The organism is Pseudomonas asiatica (assembly GCF_040214835.1).
Taxonomy (GTDB): Bacteria; Pseudomonadota; Gammaproteobacteria; order Pseudomonadales; family Pseudomonadaceae; genus Aquipseudomonas; species Aquipseudomonas putida_Z.
In genome coordinates, this window is the sequence record NZ_CP157874.1 from 210,613 (window position 1) to 227,521 (window position 16,909).

At 64.9% G+C, this 16,909-nt stretch carries 15 protein-coding genes and 1 tRNA gene; 13 read left to right on the top strand and 3 right to left on the bottom strand.

The window, feature by feature from the left end; genetic code table 11:
- Positions 1-57: 57 nt before the first annotated feature.
- The 3 genes from ABNP31_RS00925 (at position 58) to ABNP31_RS00935 (ending at position 4,142) form a co-directional block, all read left to right on the top strand.
- Complete coding sequence (locus tag ABNP31_RS00925) at positions 58-1,374, top strand: MFS transporter (RefSeq protein ID WP_085664181.1); 1,317 nt, start codon at positions 58-60, stop codon at positions 1,372-1,374.
- On the top strand, positions 1,371-2,759 hold the full coding sequence (locus ABNP31_RS00930; protein WP_085664180.1) for an amidase: 1,389 nt from the start codon (positions 1,371-1,373) through the stop codon (positions 2,757-2,759). The genes ABNP31_RS00925 and ABNP31_RS00930 overlap by 4 nt, the downstream gene beginning before the upstream one ends.
- A gap of 63 nt (positions 2,760-2,822) precedes the next feature.
- Positions 2,823-4,142, top strand: coding sequence for an OprD family outer membrane porin (locus ABNP31_RS00935; RefSeq protein ID WP_350012909.1), 1,320 nt, complete (start codon positions 2,823-2,825; stop codon positions 4,140-4,142).
- A gap of 288 nt (positions 4,143-4,430) precedes the next feature.
- Here the strand turns inward: ABNP31_RS00935 and ABNP31_RS00945 are convergent.
- Positions 4,431-4,507 (bottom strand) — tRNA-Arg (locus ABNP31_RS00945).
- Positions 4,508-4,714: 207 nt separating this feature from the next.
- Between ABNP31_RS00945 and ABNP31_RS00950 the strand changes: the two genes are divergently transcribed.
- The 8 genes from ABNP31_RS00950 (at position 4,715) to ABNP31_RS00985 (ending at position 11,911) form a co-directional block, all read left to right on the top strand.
- Entirely contained in the window at positions 4,715-5,464 is a 750-nt protein-coding gene (locus tag ABNP31_RS00950; protein ID WP_085664178.1) for a GntR family transcriptional regulator, read from the top strand.
- Positions 5,461-7,185 carry a fumarate reductase/succinate dehydrogenase flavoprotein subunit gene (locus tag ABNP31_RS00955; protein ID WP_238067139.1) on the top strand — a complete coding sequence of 575 codons (1,725 nt, stop codon included), beginning with the start codon at positions 5,461-5,463 and terminating at the stop codon, positions 7,183-7,185. The genes ABNP31_RS00950 and ABNP31_RS00955 overlap by 4 nt, the downstream gene beginning before the upstream one ends.
- 63 nt (positions 7,186-7,248) lie before the next feature.
- Positions 7,249-7,494 (top strand): 4Fe-4S dicluster domain-containing protein, encoded by a 246-nt coding sequence (locus ABNP31_RS00960; RefSeq protein ID WP_008096634.1) that lies wholly within the window; start codon positions 7,249-7,251, stop codon positions 7,492-7,494.
- Positions 7,495-7,612: 118 nt separating this feature from the next.
- Positions 7,613-9,019: an ABC transporter substrate-binding protein gene (locus tag ABNP31_RS00965; protein WP_015268564.1), complete on the top strand. Its 1,407-nt coding sequence runs from the start codon at positions 7,613-7,615 to the stop codon at positions 9,017-9,019.
- Between the two features lie 15 nt (positions 9,020-9,034).
- On the top strand, positions 9,035-9,817 hold the full coding sequence (locus ABNP31_RS00970; RefSeq protein WP_015268565.1) for an ABC transporter permease: 783 nt from the start codon (positions 9,035-9,037) through the stop codon (positions 9,815-9,817).
- Complete coding sequence (locus tag ABNP31_RS00975) at positions 9,817-10,668, top strand: ABC transporter ATP-binding protein (protein WP_015268566.1); 852 nt, start codon at positions 9,817-9,819, stop codon at positions 10,666-10,668. The genes ABNP31_RS00970 and ABNP31_RS00975 overlap by 1 nt, the downstream gene beginning before the upstream one ends.
- Positions 10,665-11,630 (top strand): HEAT repeat domain-containing protein, encoded by a 966-nt coding sequence (locus ABNP31_RS00980; RefSeq protein WP_350012910.1) that lies wholly within the window; start codon positions 10,665-10,667, stop codon positions 11,628-11,630. Before ABNP31_RS00975 ends, ABNP31_RS00980 begins: the two co-directional genes overlap by 4 nt.
- Positions 11,630-11,911: a DUF971 domain-containing protein gene (locus ABNP31_RS00985; RefSeq protein WP_025337299.1), complete on the top strand. Its 282-nt coding sequence runs from the start codon at positions 11,630-11,632 to the stop codon at positions 11,909-11,911. Before ABNP31_RS00980 ends, ABNP31_RS00985 begins: the two co-directional genes overlap by 1 nt.
- A gap of 177 nt (positions 11,912-12,088) precedes the next feature.
- Here ABNP31_RS00985 and ABNP31_RS00990 read toward each other — a convergent pair whose 3' ends face one another.
- Both ABNP31_RS00990 and ABNP31_RS00995 read right to left on the bottom strand, forming a co-directional pair.
- The gene (locus ABNP31_RS00990; RefSeq protein ID WP_025337300.1) at positions 12,089-12,952 is read right to left on the bottom strand and encodes an ABC transporter ATP-binding protein; all 864 of its coding nucleotides are present in this window, start codon (positions 12,950-12,952) and stop codon (positions 12,089-12,091) included.
- Positions 12,949-14,538 carry an ABC transporter permease gene (locus ABNP31_RS00995; RefSeq protein ID WP_256578981.1) on the bottom strand — a complete coding sequence of 530 codons (1,590 nt, stop codon included), beginning with the start codon at positions 14,536-14,538 and terminating at the stop codon, positions 12,949-12,951. Before ABNP31_RS00995 ends, ABNP31_RS00990 begins: the two co-directional genes overlap by 4 nt.
- A gap of 297 nt (positions 14,539-14,835) precedes the next feature.
- Between ABNP31_RS00995 and ABNP31_RS01000 the strand changes: the two genes are divergently transcribed.
- Complete coding sequence (locus ABNP31_RS01000; protein ID WP_350012911.1) at positions 14,836-15,873, top strand: ABC transporter substrate-binding protein; 1,038 nt, start codon at positions 14,836-14,838, stop codon at positions 15,871-15,873.
- Positions 15,874-15,910: 37 nt separating this feature from the next.
- Positions 15,911-16,816, top strand: a complete 906-nt coding sequence (locus tag ABNP31_RS01005; RefSeq protein WP_025337303.1) for a TauD/TfdA dioxygenase family protein — start codon at positions 15,911-15,913, stop codon at positions 16,814-16,816.
- Positions 16,817-16,909 lie beyond the last annotated feature (93 nt).

The following is a 16,909-nucleotide window of genomic DNA, read 5'->3' on the forward strand; positions in this document are numbered from 1 at the left end:
ATGAACCCGACCGGTTCTGCCGCGCCTTCGTTACCCGATTACAGGACACCCATGCCAATGACGGCCCATCCTCGACCCGTTTCCACGCGCTTCGGCCGCGCCGACTACAAGACCCTGGGCCTTGCCGCGCTGGGCGGCGCTTTGGAGATCTACGATTTCATCATCTTCGTGTTCTTCGCGCTGATCCTCAGCGAGCTGTTCTTCCCGCCGCACATGCCCGAATGGCTGCGCTTGCTGCAGAGCTTCGGCATATTCGTCACCGGCTACCTGGCGCGGCCGCTGGGAGGCATTCTGCTGGCGCACTTCGCCGACCGCCTGGGGCGCAAGCGTGTGTTCAGCCTGAGCATCCTGATGATGGCGTTGCCGTGCCTGCTGATCGGCCTGATGCCGACCTACGCGCAGATCGGCTACTGGGCACCGTTGCTGTTGCTGGCCCTGCGCATCCTGCAGGGCGCCGCCGTAGGCGGCGAAGTGCCCAGCGCCTGGGCGTTCGTCGCCGAGCACGCACCGGCCGGCCACCGCGGCTTCGCCCTGGGCATGTTGCAGGCCGGGCTGACCTTCGGCTACCTGCTGGGCGCGGTCACCGCGGCGGTGCTGGCGCGGGTCTACACCCCACAGGAGATGCTCGATCACGGCTGGCGTCTGCCGTTCATCCTGGGCGGTGTGTTTGGTCTGGTCGGTGTCTGGTTGCGTCGCTGGCTCAGCGAAACGCCGGTATTCGTCGCCCTGCAGGCGCGCCACGCAGCCGACCCGGAGCTGCCGTTGCGCACCGTGCTGCGCGGACACCGGCGAGCCATCACCCCGGCACTGCTGCTGACCTGCGTGCTGACCTCGGCAGTGGTGGTGCTGGTGGTGATTACCCCGACGGTGATGCAGAAGCGCTTCGGACTGCCGGCGGACCAGACCTTCGCCCTGAGCAGCCTGGGCATCGTCTTCCTCAATATCGGTTGCATCCTCGCCGGGCGCATGGCCGACCGCCTCGGCCCCTGGCGTGCCCTGGCGATCCACAGCGCCCTGCTGCCCGTCGGGGTGGCGGCGCTGTACGCCAGCCTGATTTTCGAGTTGCCGCTGATCGGCGTGGCCTACGCGCTGGCCGGCTTGTGTTGCGGCGTGGTCGGGGTGGTGCCGTCGATCATGGTCGGGCTGTTCCCGGCGGCCATTCGCGTGTCGGGGATATCTGTCACCTACAACATCGCCTACGCGTTGTGGGCGAGCGTTACACCGTTGCTGCTGATCGCCCTTATGCCTTGGAACCAGTGGGTCGCGGTGGGCTTCAGCGTGCTCATGGGCGCAGTGGGGCTCTGCTGCGTGCGCCTGTTCGCCCAGCGTGGGCCGGACGTCGAAAATGCCAGTGTGCCGGCAGGTGCCAAATGAGCTGCGGCCCTTTGCAGTGGCTGTCGGTGGCCGAACTGACGTCGCTGTATGATCGCCGCGAGCTGTCGCCACTGGAGTACCACCAGTACCTGATTGACCATGTACAGCGCCGCGAGCCGGCCTTGAATGCACTGTGCCAGTTCACCCCTGAGCTGGTGCTGGAGCAGGCCGCTGCGTCCACCCAACGTTGGGCCAGGGGCGCGCCGCTCGGGCCGCTGGATGGCGTGCCGGTGACCTTGAAATCGTTGATTGCCACCCGTGGGCAGCTGCTCGACCAGGGGTGCGCGGGCCTGGAGCCGCGCCTGGCATTAGCCGATGCGCCACCGGCGGCGCGCCTGCGCGAGGCGGGCGCGGTACTGCTGGGCAAGACCTGCGTGCCGGATTTCGGCATGTTGTCCTCGGGCCTGTCGAGCCTGCACGGCATCACCCGCAACCCATGGAACACGGCACTCAACCCCGGTGGCTCCAGCGCCGGGACGGCGGCCGCGGCAGCGGCGGGCTACGGTCCGCTTCACCTGGGCACCGACATCGGTGGTTCGGTGCGCCTGCCGGCCGGCTGGTGCGCGCTGGTGGGCTTCAAGCCGACCCTCGGGCGCATACCCATCGACCCGTATTATACCGGCCGCTGCGCCGGGCCCATGACCCGCACGGTAGACGACTGCGCGGCGATGATGGCGGTGCTGGCGCGCCCGGACCTGCGTGATGCCACCAGCCTGCCGGCGGCCGAGCTCGACTGGGGGTTGCCCCCGGTGAGCGTGCGCGGCCTGCGGGTGGGGCTGCTGCTTGAACCCGGTTGCGGCCTGCAGCCCGACGCGCAGACCTGCGCCGCGGTGCGCGCCGCCGCCGGGCTGTTCGAGGCGCAGGGCGCCAGGCTGGTGGAGGTGGCGCCATTGATGGAGCGTCGTCTGCTCGACGGCCTTGACCGCTTCTGGCGCGCGCGGCAGTGGAGCGAACTCCGCCAGCTGGCGCCCGAGCGCCTGGCCCAGGTGCTGCCGTACATCCGCCAGTGGGCCGAGCCGGCCCGCCACATGACGGCGGTGGAGGCGGTGGAAGGCTTCAACCAGACCTTCGAGATGCGCCGGCGAGCTGCGCGGCTGTTCGAGCAGTGCGACCTGCTGCTGTCGCCGACCAATCAGGTGCAGGCCTATCCCGCCGAGCTGGCCTCCCCCGGCAACGACCCGCAACTGCCGTTCGAACACATAGTGTTCACCGTGCCTTGGAACATGGGCGAGCAACCGGCGCTGTCGATCAACTGCGGCTTCAGTGACCAGGGTATGCCCATTGGCTTGCAGATGGTCGCCCCGCGCTTCGCCGACACTTGGCTGCTGCGCCTGGCCAAGGCCTTCGAAACCTGGCGCGGGCCGATCCGGCACTGGCCCGATTGACCCTATGAAGTGCCTGGCAGGCACGGCACCGACCTTCGTTCACGGACAGGACACCCCTTGCATATGCAAAGACGCACACTTCTGTGCTGCGCCCTCATCACGCCCTGCGTGGCTGCTGGCCAGCCCGGCTTCATCGACGGCAGCCGTCTGGACCTCAACCTGCGGCACTACTACTCCAACCAGCATACGCAGGGCGACACCTACCTGGCGATCCGCAAGGACGGCCGCCTGACCCCCTCGCGTCTGCGCGAGACCTGGGTGCAGGCGGCGATGCTCGACTATGCGTCAGGCTACACTAGCGGTGTGCTCGGCATTGGCGTGGATGCCTCGCTGTACGGCGCGATAAACCTGAATCGCGGCCATGGCCGGGTGGCCAACGGTGGCGACCGGGTACTGGTGGACAGCGACGGCGACGCCATCCCCACCTGGAGCCGCCTGGCTGTCGGCGCGCTGCGCCTGCGCCTGGCCGGCAGTACCTTGCGGGTTGGCCGACAACGCCTGGACAATCCGGTCCTGCGCTACAAGGATAACCGGGCGCTGCCGTCGAGCTTTCAGGGTGTGGCGCTGAGCAACCAGAGCATCGCTGGCCTGCAACTGGACGCCGGGCGCTTCGATCGGGCAATCCCGCGCACCGGCACCGGCAGCGAGCTGCTGACCAGCACCTTCGGCGATCGGGCGGTGAAGGCCGATTCGATCAGCTATATCGGTGCCCGTTACAGCGGCGCGCTGTCTGCCAGCCTGTACGGCTCGCACCTGGCAGATACCTGGCAGCAGCTGTACGTGGGGCTGGGCGGCACGCTGGGCGATCGGGCCAAGCTGGCTGTGCGCCCGGCCTTTCACTACTACCGCACCCGCGACAGCGGCCAGCAGCAACTGGGCTATATCGACAACCAGGCCTGGAGCCTGGCCACCACGCTGGCGCACCAGGCCCATGGTCTGACGCTGGCCTGGCAGCAGGTCGAGGGCAACGAGTATTTCGACTATGTGTGGGAGTCGACCGGCAACTACATGGCCAACTCGCTGTATTCGGACTACAACGGCCCGAACGAACGCTCCTGGCAGTTGCGCTACGACTTCGATGCCAGCGCCTACGGCGTGCCGGGCCTGAGCTTTGGGTTGTGGCACGCCAAGGGCTGGGGCATCGATGGCAGCCACTACCAGGGTGACCGCAATGGCCGCCACGCCGGATACAACGTGCGCGGTCTGCGCGGCGCGCGGCACGAGGAGAATGGCTTGGTACTTGGCTACGTGCTGCAGGGCGGCGCCTGGCGCGACACCAGCGTGCGTACCATCGTCTACAACCATCGCGCCCACGGCGGGCAGATCGATGGCAGCTACGACGAAGTGCGGCTGGTGGTCAACATGCCGCTGCGATTGTTCTGACCTTCCTCAACCCAGCGCCTTGTGCCGCCGGTGCCAGAGCATGCCCAAGGCCAGCAGCCATGCGGCCCAGTGGGTTACGTTCAGGCCGTACCTGGAATAGCGCCGGGAATAGAATACATTTGGGGGCGAGCCGGCCGACTTGAGCGAAACGGTTCCGGTGATGCCGATCTTCGGCCTATTGATAGTCCAGACGCACATCGCCCAGTTGCACTTTGGCAAAGCGACTTTCAGGACCAAGGCAAGTTCTGCGCGGAAGCGCCAACCCCTTGTGACACAAGGGAAAGAAGATGGCGCACTCGGCGGGATTCGAACCCACGACCCCTGCCTTCGGAGGGCAGTACTCTATCCAGCTGAGCTACGAGTGCAACGCGCACGCATGATACCCATCTGTGGTGGTGCCGTCCATCACCTTGATCTGTAGCCATTTTTCCCTTCAGCCGTGAAACGGGCGGTAATGGCACTCACAAATGCCTCTATCCATATGCAATATCGATATTTCCATCGTTGCTGTTATGCCCACTATTCTCTAGTCACAACTTGTTATAACAAGTAATCGATCAGTGAAGAGACCTATGGCCCAACTGCTCCCCCTGTCCCCGGTACCGCTCTACACCCAGCTCAAGGAATTGCTGCGCGAGCGCATCCTCGATGGCACTTATCCGCCACATAGCCGCATGCCCTCGGAAAGCGAGCTGGGCAAGGCCTTCGACGTCAGCCGCATCACCGTGCGCCAGGCACTGGGCGACCTGCAGAAGGAAGGGCTGATTTTCAAGATCCACGGCAAGGGCACCTTCGTAGCCAAGCCCAAGGCTTTCCAGAACGTCAGTACCCTGCAGGGGTTGGGCGAGTCGATGACGCAAATGGGTTACGAGGTGATCAACCGCCTGCGCAGTTTCCGCCATGTGCCAGCCAATGCATTGGTGGCCGCGCGGCTGCAGGTCGAGGAGGGCAGCCTGGTCACCGAGATCCGCCGGGTGCGGCTGATCAACCGCGAGCCGGTGTCGCTGGAGCTGACCTGGTTGCCCAAGGCCGTCGGCGAAAAACTGGAAAAGGCCGACCTTGTCACCCGCGACATTTTCCTGCTCCTGGAAAACGACTGCGGCATTGCCCTTGGCCACGCCGACCTGGCCATCGATGCCGTGCTGGCCGACAGCGACCTGACCCAGGCCCTGGATGTTGAAGAAGGCTCGCCGATCATGCGCATCGAGCGCCTGACCCATGCCGCCGATGGTACGCCACTGGACTTCGAACACCTTTACTACCGCGGCGATGCTTTCCAGTACCGCCTGCGCATCGACCGCCAGAAGGGGAGCAAGGCATGAGCATCCAGACCCAGGACTACGACATCATCGTCATCGGTGGCGGTACCGCCGGGCCGATGGCGGCGATCAAGGCCAAGGAGCAGGACAAAAACCTGCGCGTGCTGCTGCTGGACAAGGCCAACGTCAAGCGCAGCGGTGCCATCAGCATGGGCATGGATGGCCTGAACAACGCGATCATCCCAGGCCATGCCACCCCCGAGCAGTACACCAAGGAAATCACCGTGGCCAATGACGGTATCGTCAACCAGGCCACGGTGCATGCCTACGCTACCCACAGCTTTGAAACCATCGAGCAACTCGACCGCTGGGGGGTGAAATTCGAGAAGGACGAGACCGGCGACTACGCGGTGAAAAAGGTTCACCACATGGGCGCCTACGTGCTGCCCATGCCCGAAGGCCACGACATCAAGAAGGTGCTGTACCGTCAGCTCAAGCGTGCCCGGGTCGAAATCAGCAACCGTATGGTCTGCACCCGTGTGCTGCTCGATGGTGAAGGCGCGGCCGCTGGCGTGCTGGGTTTCGATTGCCGTAGCGGCGAGTTTCGCGTGGTGCGGGCCAAGGCGGTGATCCTTGCCTGCGGAGCGGCCGGGCGCCTGGGCCTGCCGTCGTCGGGCTATCTGATGGGCACCTACGAGAACCCGACCAACGCCGGTGATGGCTACGCCATGGCCTACCATGCAGGTGCCGAACTGGCCAACCTCGAGTGCTTCCAGATCAACCCGCTGATCAAGGACTACAACGGCCCGGCCTGTGCCTACGTCACCGGCCCACTGGGTGGATATACCGCCAACAGCAAGGGTGAGCGCTTTATCGAGTGCGACTACTGGAGCGGCCAGATGATGTGGGAGTTCCACCAGGAGCTCGAGGGCGGCAATGGCCCGGTGTTCCTCAAGCTCGATCATTTGGCCGAGGAAACCATCCAGAACATCGAAGAAATCTTGCACAGCAACGAGCGCCCCAGTCGTGGCCAGTTCCACGCCGGGCGTGGCACCGATTATCGCCAGCACATGGTCGAGATGCATATCTCGGAGATCGGTTTCTGCTCGGGGCATTCGGCGTCGGGGGTTTGGGTCAATGAAAAGGCCGAGACTAGCGTCAAAGGGCTGTATGCCGCGGGCGATATGGCAGCGGTGCCGCACAACTACATGCTCGGGGCCTTCACCTATGGCTGGTTTGCCGGTGTGAACGCTGCGCATTACGTGACCGGGCGCGAACTAGCCGAGGTCGATGCCGAACAGGTCGAGCGCGAGCGCGCGCGAGTGTTTGCCCCGCTGCAGCGTCAGCATGGCCTGCCGCCGGCGCAGGTCGAGTACAAGCTCAGACGCATGGTCAACGATTACCTGCAACCGCCGAAGGTGACCAAAAAGATGGAAATCGGCCTGGCGCGCTTTGCCGAGATCGAACGTGACCTGGACCAGATGAAGGCCAGCAACCCTCATGAACTGATGCGTGCGATGGAAGTTTCGGTGATTCGCGATTGCGCCGAGATGGCGGCGCGGGCCTCGCTGTTCCGCGAGGAAAGCCGCTGGGGGCTGTACCACCACCGGGTGGACTTCCCTGAGCGCAATGATGGCGAGTGGTTCTGCCATTGCCATCTGAAAAAGGGCGAGAACGGTGAAATGACCAGCTTCAGGAAAGCGGTCGAGCCTTACCTGATTGCGTTGGACGCAGAAGAGCAATCCGCCTACGACCAGCTGCGGGTAAAGGCCGATGCAGCCTAGGCGACGCTGTGTCCGGTGAACACTTCGAAGAACGAGGGCCGCAGGCCCCGAGGACTCCGTGAAATGGCCTACCAGCCGCAAGAAATCTTCTTCCGCAGCAGCGCCCCCGTCACCATCGACGAAGACAAGTGCATCGCCGAAAAAGGCTGCACCGTCTGCGTGGAGGTTTGCCCCATGGACCTGCTGGCGATCAACCCGGCCACGCAGAAGGCCTACATGGCGTTCGACGAATGCTGGTACTGCATGCCCTGCGAAAAGGACTGCCCCACGGGTGCGGTGAAGGTCGACATCCCGTACCTGCTGCGCTGATTCATCCCGCCATCCGGCGCACCACCGGACGCCCTCCTGCTGTGCCCCTCGTTTCCCACCACCCAAGCCGGGCGGCGGAGACGACCCAACTCTTATAACGACTCGAGGGGAAACACCCATGCGCCTTGTTGCAACCGTGGCCGGCCTCGCGCTGGCGCTCACTGGCCTGAATGCCAGCGCCGAAACCATCCGCATCGCCATTGGCACCCAGGACACCACCATCAACTGCGCCACTGGTGGCCTGCTGATACGCGAGCTTGGCCTGCTGGACAAGTACCTGCCGCATGACGGCAAATACAAAGATGCCAAGTATCAGGTGGAGTGGAAGAACTTCACCAGCGGTGCGCCACTGACCAATGAAATGGTCGCTGGCAAACTCGACTTCGGTGCAATGGCCGACTTCCCCGGGTCGTTCAACGGTGTTGCCCACCTGGATGCCGGCAAGCGCAGCCTGTTCGTAAGCGTGCTGTCGGGCAGCGTGCACGGCAGCGGCAATGGCATCGTCGTACCGGCGGCGTCCAGCGTGCAGTCGCTGGCTGAACTCAAGGGCAGGACCATTTCCGTGCCGTTCGCCTCCACCGCCCACGGCATGCTGCTGCGTGCCGTAGCAGCCCAGGGGTGGGACCCGCAGAAGGATGTGCGAATCATCGCCCAGGCGCCGGAAATCGCCGGTTCCGCCCTGCGTAGCAACCGCATCGAGGCCCATGCCGACTTCGTGCCGTTCGCCGAACTGTTCCCCAACCGCGGCTTCGCCCGCAAGATCTATGACGGCGCCCAGGCCAACGCACCGACCTTCCATGGCGCTTTGGTCGATGCCGATTATGCGAAGAAGTACCCCGAAGTGGTCACCGCCTACCTGCGCGCCAGCCTCGAAGCCGATCGGCTGATCGCTGCGGAACCTGAGAAGTACAGCGAGTTGATCGAGAAAGTCACCGGCATCGAGGCCGAGGTCAATTACCTGTTCCACGGCCCGCTCGGCCTGCAGACCCGCGACCTGACATGGAAGCCTGAATACCGTCAGGCAGTCGCAACCTCCATCGATACGCTCAAGCTGCTTAAAAAGACCGACCGCGGCCTCGACACCGACAAGTTCATCGACGACCAATACATCCGTGCGGCCTTCAAGGAGGCTGGCCTGGACTACGACAAGGCGCTGAAAGACTACGATCCGCAGCCACTCAAGGCCAATGACGCGCTGACAGGCAAACCGATCACCGACTTCAGCCGCCTGGCACAGATCTGGGTGCGCGGTGAAGGCAAGGTCCGCCACTACGCTTCGCCGGAGGCCGCGCTTGGCGCCTTGGCCCAGCTGGAGCAGGAGGGCAAGGACATCCGCGCCATCTACGCCCAGGCCGCCGACAGCGGAATCAAGTTGCTGGCGAACCAGGCCTGGTTCGTGCGTAACGCCAAGGGTGAACTGGCGGCGTTCCTGCTCAAGGACCAGGCCGAGCAGTATGCCAAGGCCCATGGTGGTGAAGCGCTGGACTTCGTCAGCGCCAACCAGAAGCTGGTCGCCCAGCGCTGACCGGGAGGCACCGACATGACCTGCAACCTCAAGCGCTGGCCGGTGCGCCTGGCTTCGCTGCTGGCCTGCCTGCTGTTCTGGCAGGTCGCGGCGAGCGTGAAGCTGGACCTCGGGCTGCTGACGTTCACCTATGTCCCCACACCGAAGGCGGTACTGGAAGCTGCCTGGCAGTTGCTGACCTCCAGCACCCTGCTGGCGCACCTGGGCAGCAGCCTGTCGCGGGTTTTTGCCGGTTATGGCGCCGCGGCGCTGATTGGCGTGGCCCTGGGGTTGTTGATCGGCCGCTCGAAATGGGCCGAGGACACCCTGCTGCCGCCACTCGAAGTGCTGCGGCCGATTCCTGCGGTGGCGTGGATCCCGCTGGCGATCCTGATGTTCCCATCGTCGGAACTGTCGATGGTGTTCATAACGTTCACTGGTGCGCTGTTCCCGATCCTGCTGAACACCGTGCACGGCGTCGAGGCCATCGACCCGCGCCTGGTGGCGTCGGCGCGCAGCCTCGGTGCAGAGCGTTGGTCGATCCTGCGCGAAGTGGTGTTGCCTGGAGCGCTGCCAAGCATCGTCACTGGCCTGGCCATCGGCATGGGGACTTCATGGTTCTGCCTGGTCACCGCCGAGATGATTTCCGGACAGTTCGGTATCGGCTACTACACCTGGGAGTCGTACACCTTGCAAAACTACCCGGACATCATCGTCGGCATGCTGCTGATCGGCGTGCTGGGCATGGGCAGCAGCGCCCTGGTCAAGCGCCTTGGGGAGTTGGCCACGCCTTGGTACCGCACGCGGAGGGCCAGTTGATGAACAGTTATCAACCAGCACCAGGGCGTATCGACGGGCGTGGCCTGTCGATTCGACTGGGGCACGGCAGCGAAGCATTCGAGGCGGTGCAGCGTCTGGACTTTGCCGTAGAGCCAGGCGAGTTCGTCTGCATCCTTGGCCCCTCCGGTTGTGGCAAGTCGACGTTGCTTGGCGCCCTGGCCGGGCACCTGGTGCCCAGCAGCGGCCAGTTGAGCGTGGATGGCCAGACCGTTGCCGGGCCGTCACCGCAGCGTGGCATGGTGTTTCAGCACCACACCTTGCTGCCTTGGCGTAGCGTGCTCGACAACGTGGCCTTCGGCCTGAAGATGCAGGGCCAGGGCCGCGCCGAACGTCGCCGGCAGGCTCGTGAAATGCTGCAACTGGTGGGGCTGGCCGACTTTGCCGGGCGCTGGCCCAGTCAGTTGTCCGGCGGCATGCAGCAACGGGCCGAGATTGCCCGTGTGCTGATCAACCGCCCGCGCCTTTTGCTGATGGACGAACCCTTCGGTGCCCTGGATGCGCAAACCCGTGCACGCATGCAAGAGCTGTTGCTGGATATCTGGGCAAGCATCCGCACTACCGTGGTGTTCGTCACCCACGATATCGACGAGGCGCTGTTCCTGGCCGACCGTATCCTGGTGATGAGCCCGCGACCTGGCCGCTTTATCGAAGACCTGCACCTGGAGTTTCCGCGCCCACGCCGCGCCAGCCTGCTGACCAGCCCTGAATTCACTCACCTCAAGCGTCACTGTCTGGCCTTGCTCCGTCACGAGGAAGGCCGCGAACTTCCGCGCCTGACCCCGCTGGGCCTGCCGGACACTGAGCACCCACCGCTACGGATCGCGCTATGACTGAACGAACGACTGACAACCCCGACATCCTTGCTCTTCTGCCTCGCCTTGGTGCCGCTGATGCAGGCGTGCGCCGCATCGCCCTGATCGAACTGGCCGACCTGGAAGACCCGGATGGCTTGCCATGGCTAACCGATGCACTGCTGGTGGATGCCGCCGACGAGGTGCGTGCCGAGGCCGCGCGCCTGCTCGAGGCCTGGGAAGAACCCGAAGTTGTGCAGGCCCTGTGCGCTGCGCTGGCCGATGCTGCCGAGCCGGTACGGCTGGCTGCCGCCCAGAGCCTCAGCGAACTCAAGAGCCTTGAAACCGGTCAGCTGATCCTGCCATGGGTCAAGCATGCCGATGCCTTCGTCCGTGCCAGCGCCCTGCGTGCCTTGCGCGAGCTGCGCCTGGAGGATGCTGCAGAGCCTGCACTGCTGGCCCTGGCCGATGGCGACGCCGCGGTCCGGCGTGAGGCAGTGGGTATTCTTGGCTGGCTCAAGCACCAGCCGGCATTGCCAGCATTGGCAAAGCTTGCCGCAGACGAGCCGGACACCGAGGTGCGCCGCGCGGCCATTGGTGCGCTGGGCCTCGCCCGCGACAGCGCGGTGGTGCCAGCATTGGTGGCTGCATTGGCTGACAAGGCCTGGCAAGTGCGCGAAGAAGCCGCCACCACGCTAGGCAAGGTGGGCCTGGCCCCAGCAGGCCCGGCACTGGTAAATGCCCTTGCCGATGACTTCTGGCAAGTCCGTCTGCGTGCGGCGCGGTCCCTGGGGCGGCTGCGTCATGTTGCGGCCCTGGACGCGCTTGGCGAGTTGCTCGGCCACGGCATTGCCAACCTGCGCAAGGAGGCGGCTCTGGCCCTGGGTGAGCTGGGCCAGGCGCGTGCCTTGCCGGTGCTGCAGGCCGCCGAGGCCGATAGCGACCCCGAGGTGCGCAAGGCTGTGCGGATCGCCATGGCGCAACTGCGCGGGGCCTCCTGATGAACGCCCCGCAAGCTATTCGCAACATGCGCGGGCCCGGGCAACTGGTGCTGCAATGGCAAGACGGCGAACACAGCCTCAGCCATGCCCGCCTGCGCGGTGCTTGCCCCTGTTCACAATGCCGAGCGGCACGGCTGCAGGGGAGCATCAGCCTGGTTCGCGATGACGTGCGCGTGGTGCAAATCGAGCCGCAAGGATATGGCGTGCAGCTGGTGTTCAGCGATGGGCATGAGCGGGGTATCTACCCTTGGGCTTACCTGCGTGACCTCAGTGCCCGGTGAGACCTGAATTCGCAAGCGGTCCGCGTACCCTGTGGGAGCGGCTTTAGCCGCGAAGAATCCAACTCGGTGCATGGCACCGGCTGCGCCGGTGTTCGCGGCTAAAGCCGCTCCCACAGGGGCCCTGCTAATTCAGTGAGTCATGGGCATTTCTATGAGTACGGGCCCGTTCCCACAGGCTCAGAGCGCAATCAGCTCCGGCCTCAGCCCTTCGACCCGGCGCACCGGCGGCGTCAGGTAGCCGCCATCCCCGGTGATCTGGTGCAGCACCTTCTCCCGCAGCTCGTGAAGTGCCACGCCCGTACGCAACCGTGGGTGTGGCAGGTCGATCTCCACCACCGACTTGATCCGCCCCGGGCGCGGCTCCAGAACCACCACCCGGTCGGCCAGGTAGGTGGCCTCCTCGGCGTCATGGGTGACCAGCAGCGTGGTGATGCCGGCACGTTCGCGAATGGCCAGCAGCTCGTCCTGCAGTTGCTGGCGGGTCAGCGCATCCAGCGCGCCGAACGGTTCGTCGAGCAGCAGGATACGCGGGCTGGCTACCAGGCCTCGGGCGATCGCCACGCGCTGCGCCATGCCGCCGGACAGCTGGTGTGGGTAGGCCGACTCGAAGCCGACCAGCCCCACCAGTTGCACGAATTCGTGTACCCGCCGCGCGCGCTCACCCTGGGTGAGCGGCTCGTTGACCAGGCCCAGGGCAATGTTCTGTTCCACGCTCAGCCAGGGGAACAGCCGGTGTTCCTGAAACACGATGCCGCGTTCGCTACCAATGCCGCTGACAGTGTGGCCGTCCACACGGATGTTGCCGCTGTAGTCGGTATCCAGCCCTACCAGCAGGCGCAGCAGGGTGGATTTGCCACAGCCGGAAGCACCAACGATGGCGATGAACTCACCCTGGTTGATCGACAGGTTGAAGTTGCGGATGGCTTCCAGCGGCTGGCCATCGACGCTGAACACTTTGCCGACCCCCTCGAAGCTGACCAGGGGCGGGGTGACGTCGGGCTGGTTGGCCGCGTGCAGGTGCGAGGTATTGAAGGCGTTCATGCGGTTCTCCAGCGCGTGGCGCGCGATTCGAGGCGTTGTCCAAGGGTGCCGAGCAGGGCGCCTACCAGGCCGATCAGCAGCATGGCGGCCATTACCTGGTCCATGCGGAACAGTTGCTGGGCGCCGATCATCAGGCTGGCGATGCCACCGTCCGAGGGCATGAAGTATTCGGCACCGATGGTGCCCAGCCAGGCGTAGATCAGCGACAGGCGCAGGCCGGCAAAAATGGCCGGGGCTGCGCCGGGCAGCACCAGCAGGCGCAGGCGTTGCCACAGGTTCAGGCGCAGGGTGCGCGCGGCTTCACCCAGCTGCGGCGAGAGGCTGGCGATACCGCGCTGGGTGGCGATCAGCAACGGGAAGAACGCAGCCATGCCGACGAATACCTGCTTGGCCCCTTCACCCAGGCCGAACCAGGCTGTGAGCAGCGGCACCCAGGCAAACAACGCCACCTGACGCAAGGCCGACAGGCTGGGCCCGAAGATACCTTCGGCATTGGCCGAAAGCCCCAACAGCAAACCGACCAGCAGGCCAGCGCTACCGCCCAGCAGCAAGCCGGCCAAAGCGCGCTGCAGGCTCAGCAGCAAGGCTTGCGGCAGCGAACCATCGGCCAGGCCGGTCAGCAGGGTGCGCAACACTTCAAGTGGCGAGGTCAGGATGTTGCTGTCGACCCAGCCAAAGCTGCTGCTGGCCTGCCACAGGGCCAACAGTGCCAGTGGCAGCAGCAGGCTTTGCCAACCCCGCGGCACGGGGCCACGGTGCTGCTCCCCTGTGGCCGCTTGCGGCCAGTACAGCAGGCGCTTTTCCAGGGCCGAGAAGCCGCGCTCCAGCAGTGCGCCGACCAGGCCGATCACCAGGATGCACAGCAGCACCAGGTCGAGCATGAACAGCTGCCGTCCCCACACCATCAGGTAGCCAATCCCTTCGCTGGAGGCCAGCAGTTCGACCGCCAGTAGCGAGGTCCAGCCGGTGGCCAGGGCCAGGCGTACGCCGGTGAGGAAGGCGGGCAGGGCAGCCGGAAGCAGCAGGCGCAGGAACATTAGATGGCGAGGCAGGCGCAGCACTGCAGCGGCCTCTCGCAGCTTGGGCTGGGCATCACGTACACCGACCAGCGTGTGCAAGGTAACGGGGACCACCACGGCTTTCACCAGCACCACCAGCTTGAGCAACTCGCCGATCCCGAAGAACAGCATGAACAACGGGATCCAGGCCAGGGTAGGAATCTGTGCCAGCGCCACGAAGGTCGGCAGCACCAGCGTCTGCGCCCGCCGCGAAGCACCCAGCCAGACCCCCAGCAGCAACCCGCTGCCGATGCCGACCGCCAGCCCCCAGAACAACCGCTGCAAGCTTATCCCCAGGTGCCCCCACAGCTCGCCGGAGCCAAACTCCACCGCGCTCTGCCACACCAATGCTGGCGCCGGCAGGATCTGCTCGCTCATCCAGTGCTCCCGGCTGGCCACTACCCACAGCACGGCAATTGCTGCAGGCACCAGGTATGCGAGGCCTTTGTAGGAGCGGCCTTGTGTCGCGATAGGGCCGCACAGCGGCCCCCGGAGCCACCTCCGATTCCTGCTCAGAACTCCATTCATCGGCCATCTCTCGAAGCGTTGTTAGATTATTCATTTATGGAATTAAAAATTCTAAAAAATGACTTTCAAGAGATAAGAGCATGCGCTTCATGCATACGGAAGCCCCTCGCCGTTGCGTTTTCCTCATATTTTCCATGCGTTTTCCGCAAGCCAGCCGCAGGCCCGCATGCCGCCTGATTTATGCCTTTCAGTTACTGAAGAATGAAGTTTTGATCTTTGTAGGTTCTAACCAGACCTGCCTAGCTTCTGGCCAAAGCGCCGGCCATCGCCGGTGGCAGCCTGCCAAGGAGCCTTGCCATGAAAACCCCGCTGCGCCACCTGATCACCGCCCTTGGGCTGGCCTTCACCCTCAGCGCCCACGCAGCTGAACCGGCCAAGCCAGCAAGCATCCGCATCGCCGTGCCCGACCTCAGCGCGGGCAGCAAGCCCAGCGCCGGTGGCGTGGTCGACGTGCTGCGTGACCAGCAACTGCTGGAGAAGGAATTCGCCAAGGACAACATTCGCATCGACTGGCACTTCTTCAAGGGCGCCGGGCCGGTGGTGAACGAAGCGCTGGCCAACGGCCAGGCCGATTTCGCCTACCTCGGCGACCTGGCCGCCATCGTCGGCAAGGCCAATGGCCTGGACACCCGCGTGCTGTCGGCGGGGGTACGTGGGGTGAAGAGCTACCTGGGCGTGGTGCCCGGTTCCGGCATCAAGACCCTGCACGACCTCAAAGGCAAGCGCGTGGCGGTGTTCCGTGGCACCGCCAACCAGCTGTCGTTCGCCAGCGCCCTGGCCAGCCAGGGGCTTAGCGAGCGCGAGCTGAAGGTGATCAACCTGGACTTCAACGCCGCCAATGCCGCACTGGCCGCCAAGCAGATCGACGCCACCTGGGGCCTGTCCAACCTGCTGTCGCTGCGCGAGCGCGGGCTGGTCGAGCTACCGGTCAACTCGCGTGACCTGGAAGGTGCCGGCAGTACCCAGGCGGTACTGCTGGGCACTGGCGATTTCATCCGCAAATACCCCGAGCTGGTGCAGCGCCTGGTCAATGCCCAGCAACAGGCCAGCGCCTGGCTGCGCGACGAACACAACCGCGAGGCCTATGTCGAGCTGGTGGCCAGCAATGCCAATTGGCCGCGCAGCATCCTCAACGACGACCTGGCCAAGGAAGACCTGGCCCATTACTTCGATCCACGGCTGGACGCCGAATTCGTCGGCCAGCTGCAACAGGGCGTGGACCTGGCCACCAAGGAGCGCCTGATCCGTCGTGGCTTCCAGGTGGCCGACTGGATCGAACCACGCTTCCTCGATGCCGCCCTGCAACAGAAGCAGGCCGTGCAGGCCGCCCGCTGAATCCCGATAACCCGACAATGACCGCAAGGACACGACCATGAGCAACGCCGCCCTGGCCACCGCGCCACAAACCCTCGAACTCGACATCCACCCGGTTGCCGGCCGCATCGGTGCCGAAATTCGCGGGGTGCAATTGTCCGCCGACCTTGATGCCGCCACCCTCGACGCCATCCAGGCCGCGCTGGTGAAGCACAAGGTGATCTTCTTCCGTGGCCAGACCCACCTGGATGACCAAAGCCAGGAAGCCTTCGCCAAGTTGCTCGGCGAGCCGGTCGCCCACCCCACCGTGCCGGTGGTGGATGGCACCAGCTACCTGTTGCAGCTCGATGGTGCCGAAGGCCAGCGGGCCAACTCCTGGCACACCGACGTGACCTTCGTCGACGCCTACCCCAAGGCCTCGATCCTGCGCAGCGTGGTGGCGCCGGCATCCGGTGGTGACACCGTGTGGGCCAACACCGCCACGGCCTACCAGGAGCTGCCCGAGCCGCTGCGCGAGCTGGCCGACAAGCTATGGGCGGTGCACAGCAACGAATACGACTACGCCAGCGTGAAGCCCGATGTGGACCCGGCCAAGCTGGAGCGCTATCGCAAAGTGTTCACCTCCACGGTGTACGAGACCGAGCACCCGGTGGTGCGCGTGCACCCGATCAGTGGCGAGCGGGTGCTGCAGCTGGGGCATTTCGTGAAGCGCATCAAAGGTTATTCGCTGGCGGATTCGCAACACCTGTTCGCGGTGCTGCAAGGGCATGTGACGCGCCTGGAGAACACTGTTCGCTGGCGCTGGCAGGCGGGGGACGTGGCCATCTGGGATAACCGCGCGACGCAGCATTATGCGGTGGATGATTACGGGACCCAACCGCGGGTGGTGCGGCGGGTGACCCTGGCGGGTGAGGTGCCGGTCGGGGTGGATGGGCAACTCAGCCGCACTACGCGTAAAGGCTGATATCGCCGGGGCCGCTTGGCGGCCCTTTCGCGACACAAGGCCGCTCCTACAGGCGATCGCATACCCTTGTAGGAGCGGCCTTGTGTCGCGAAA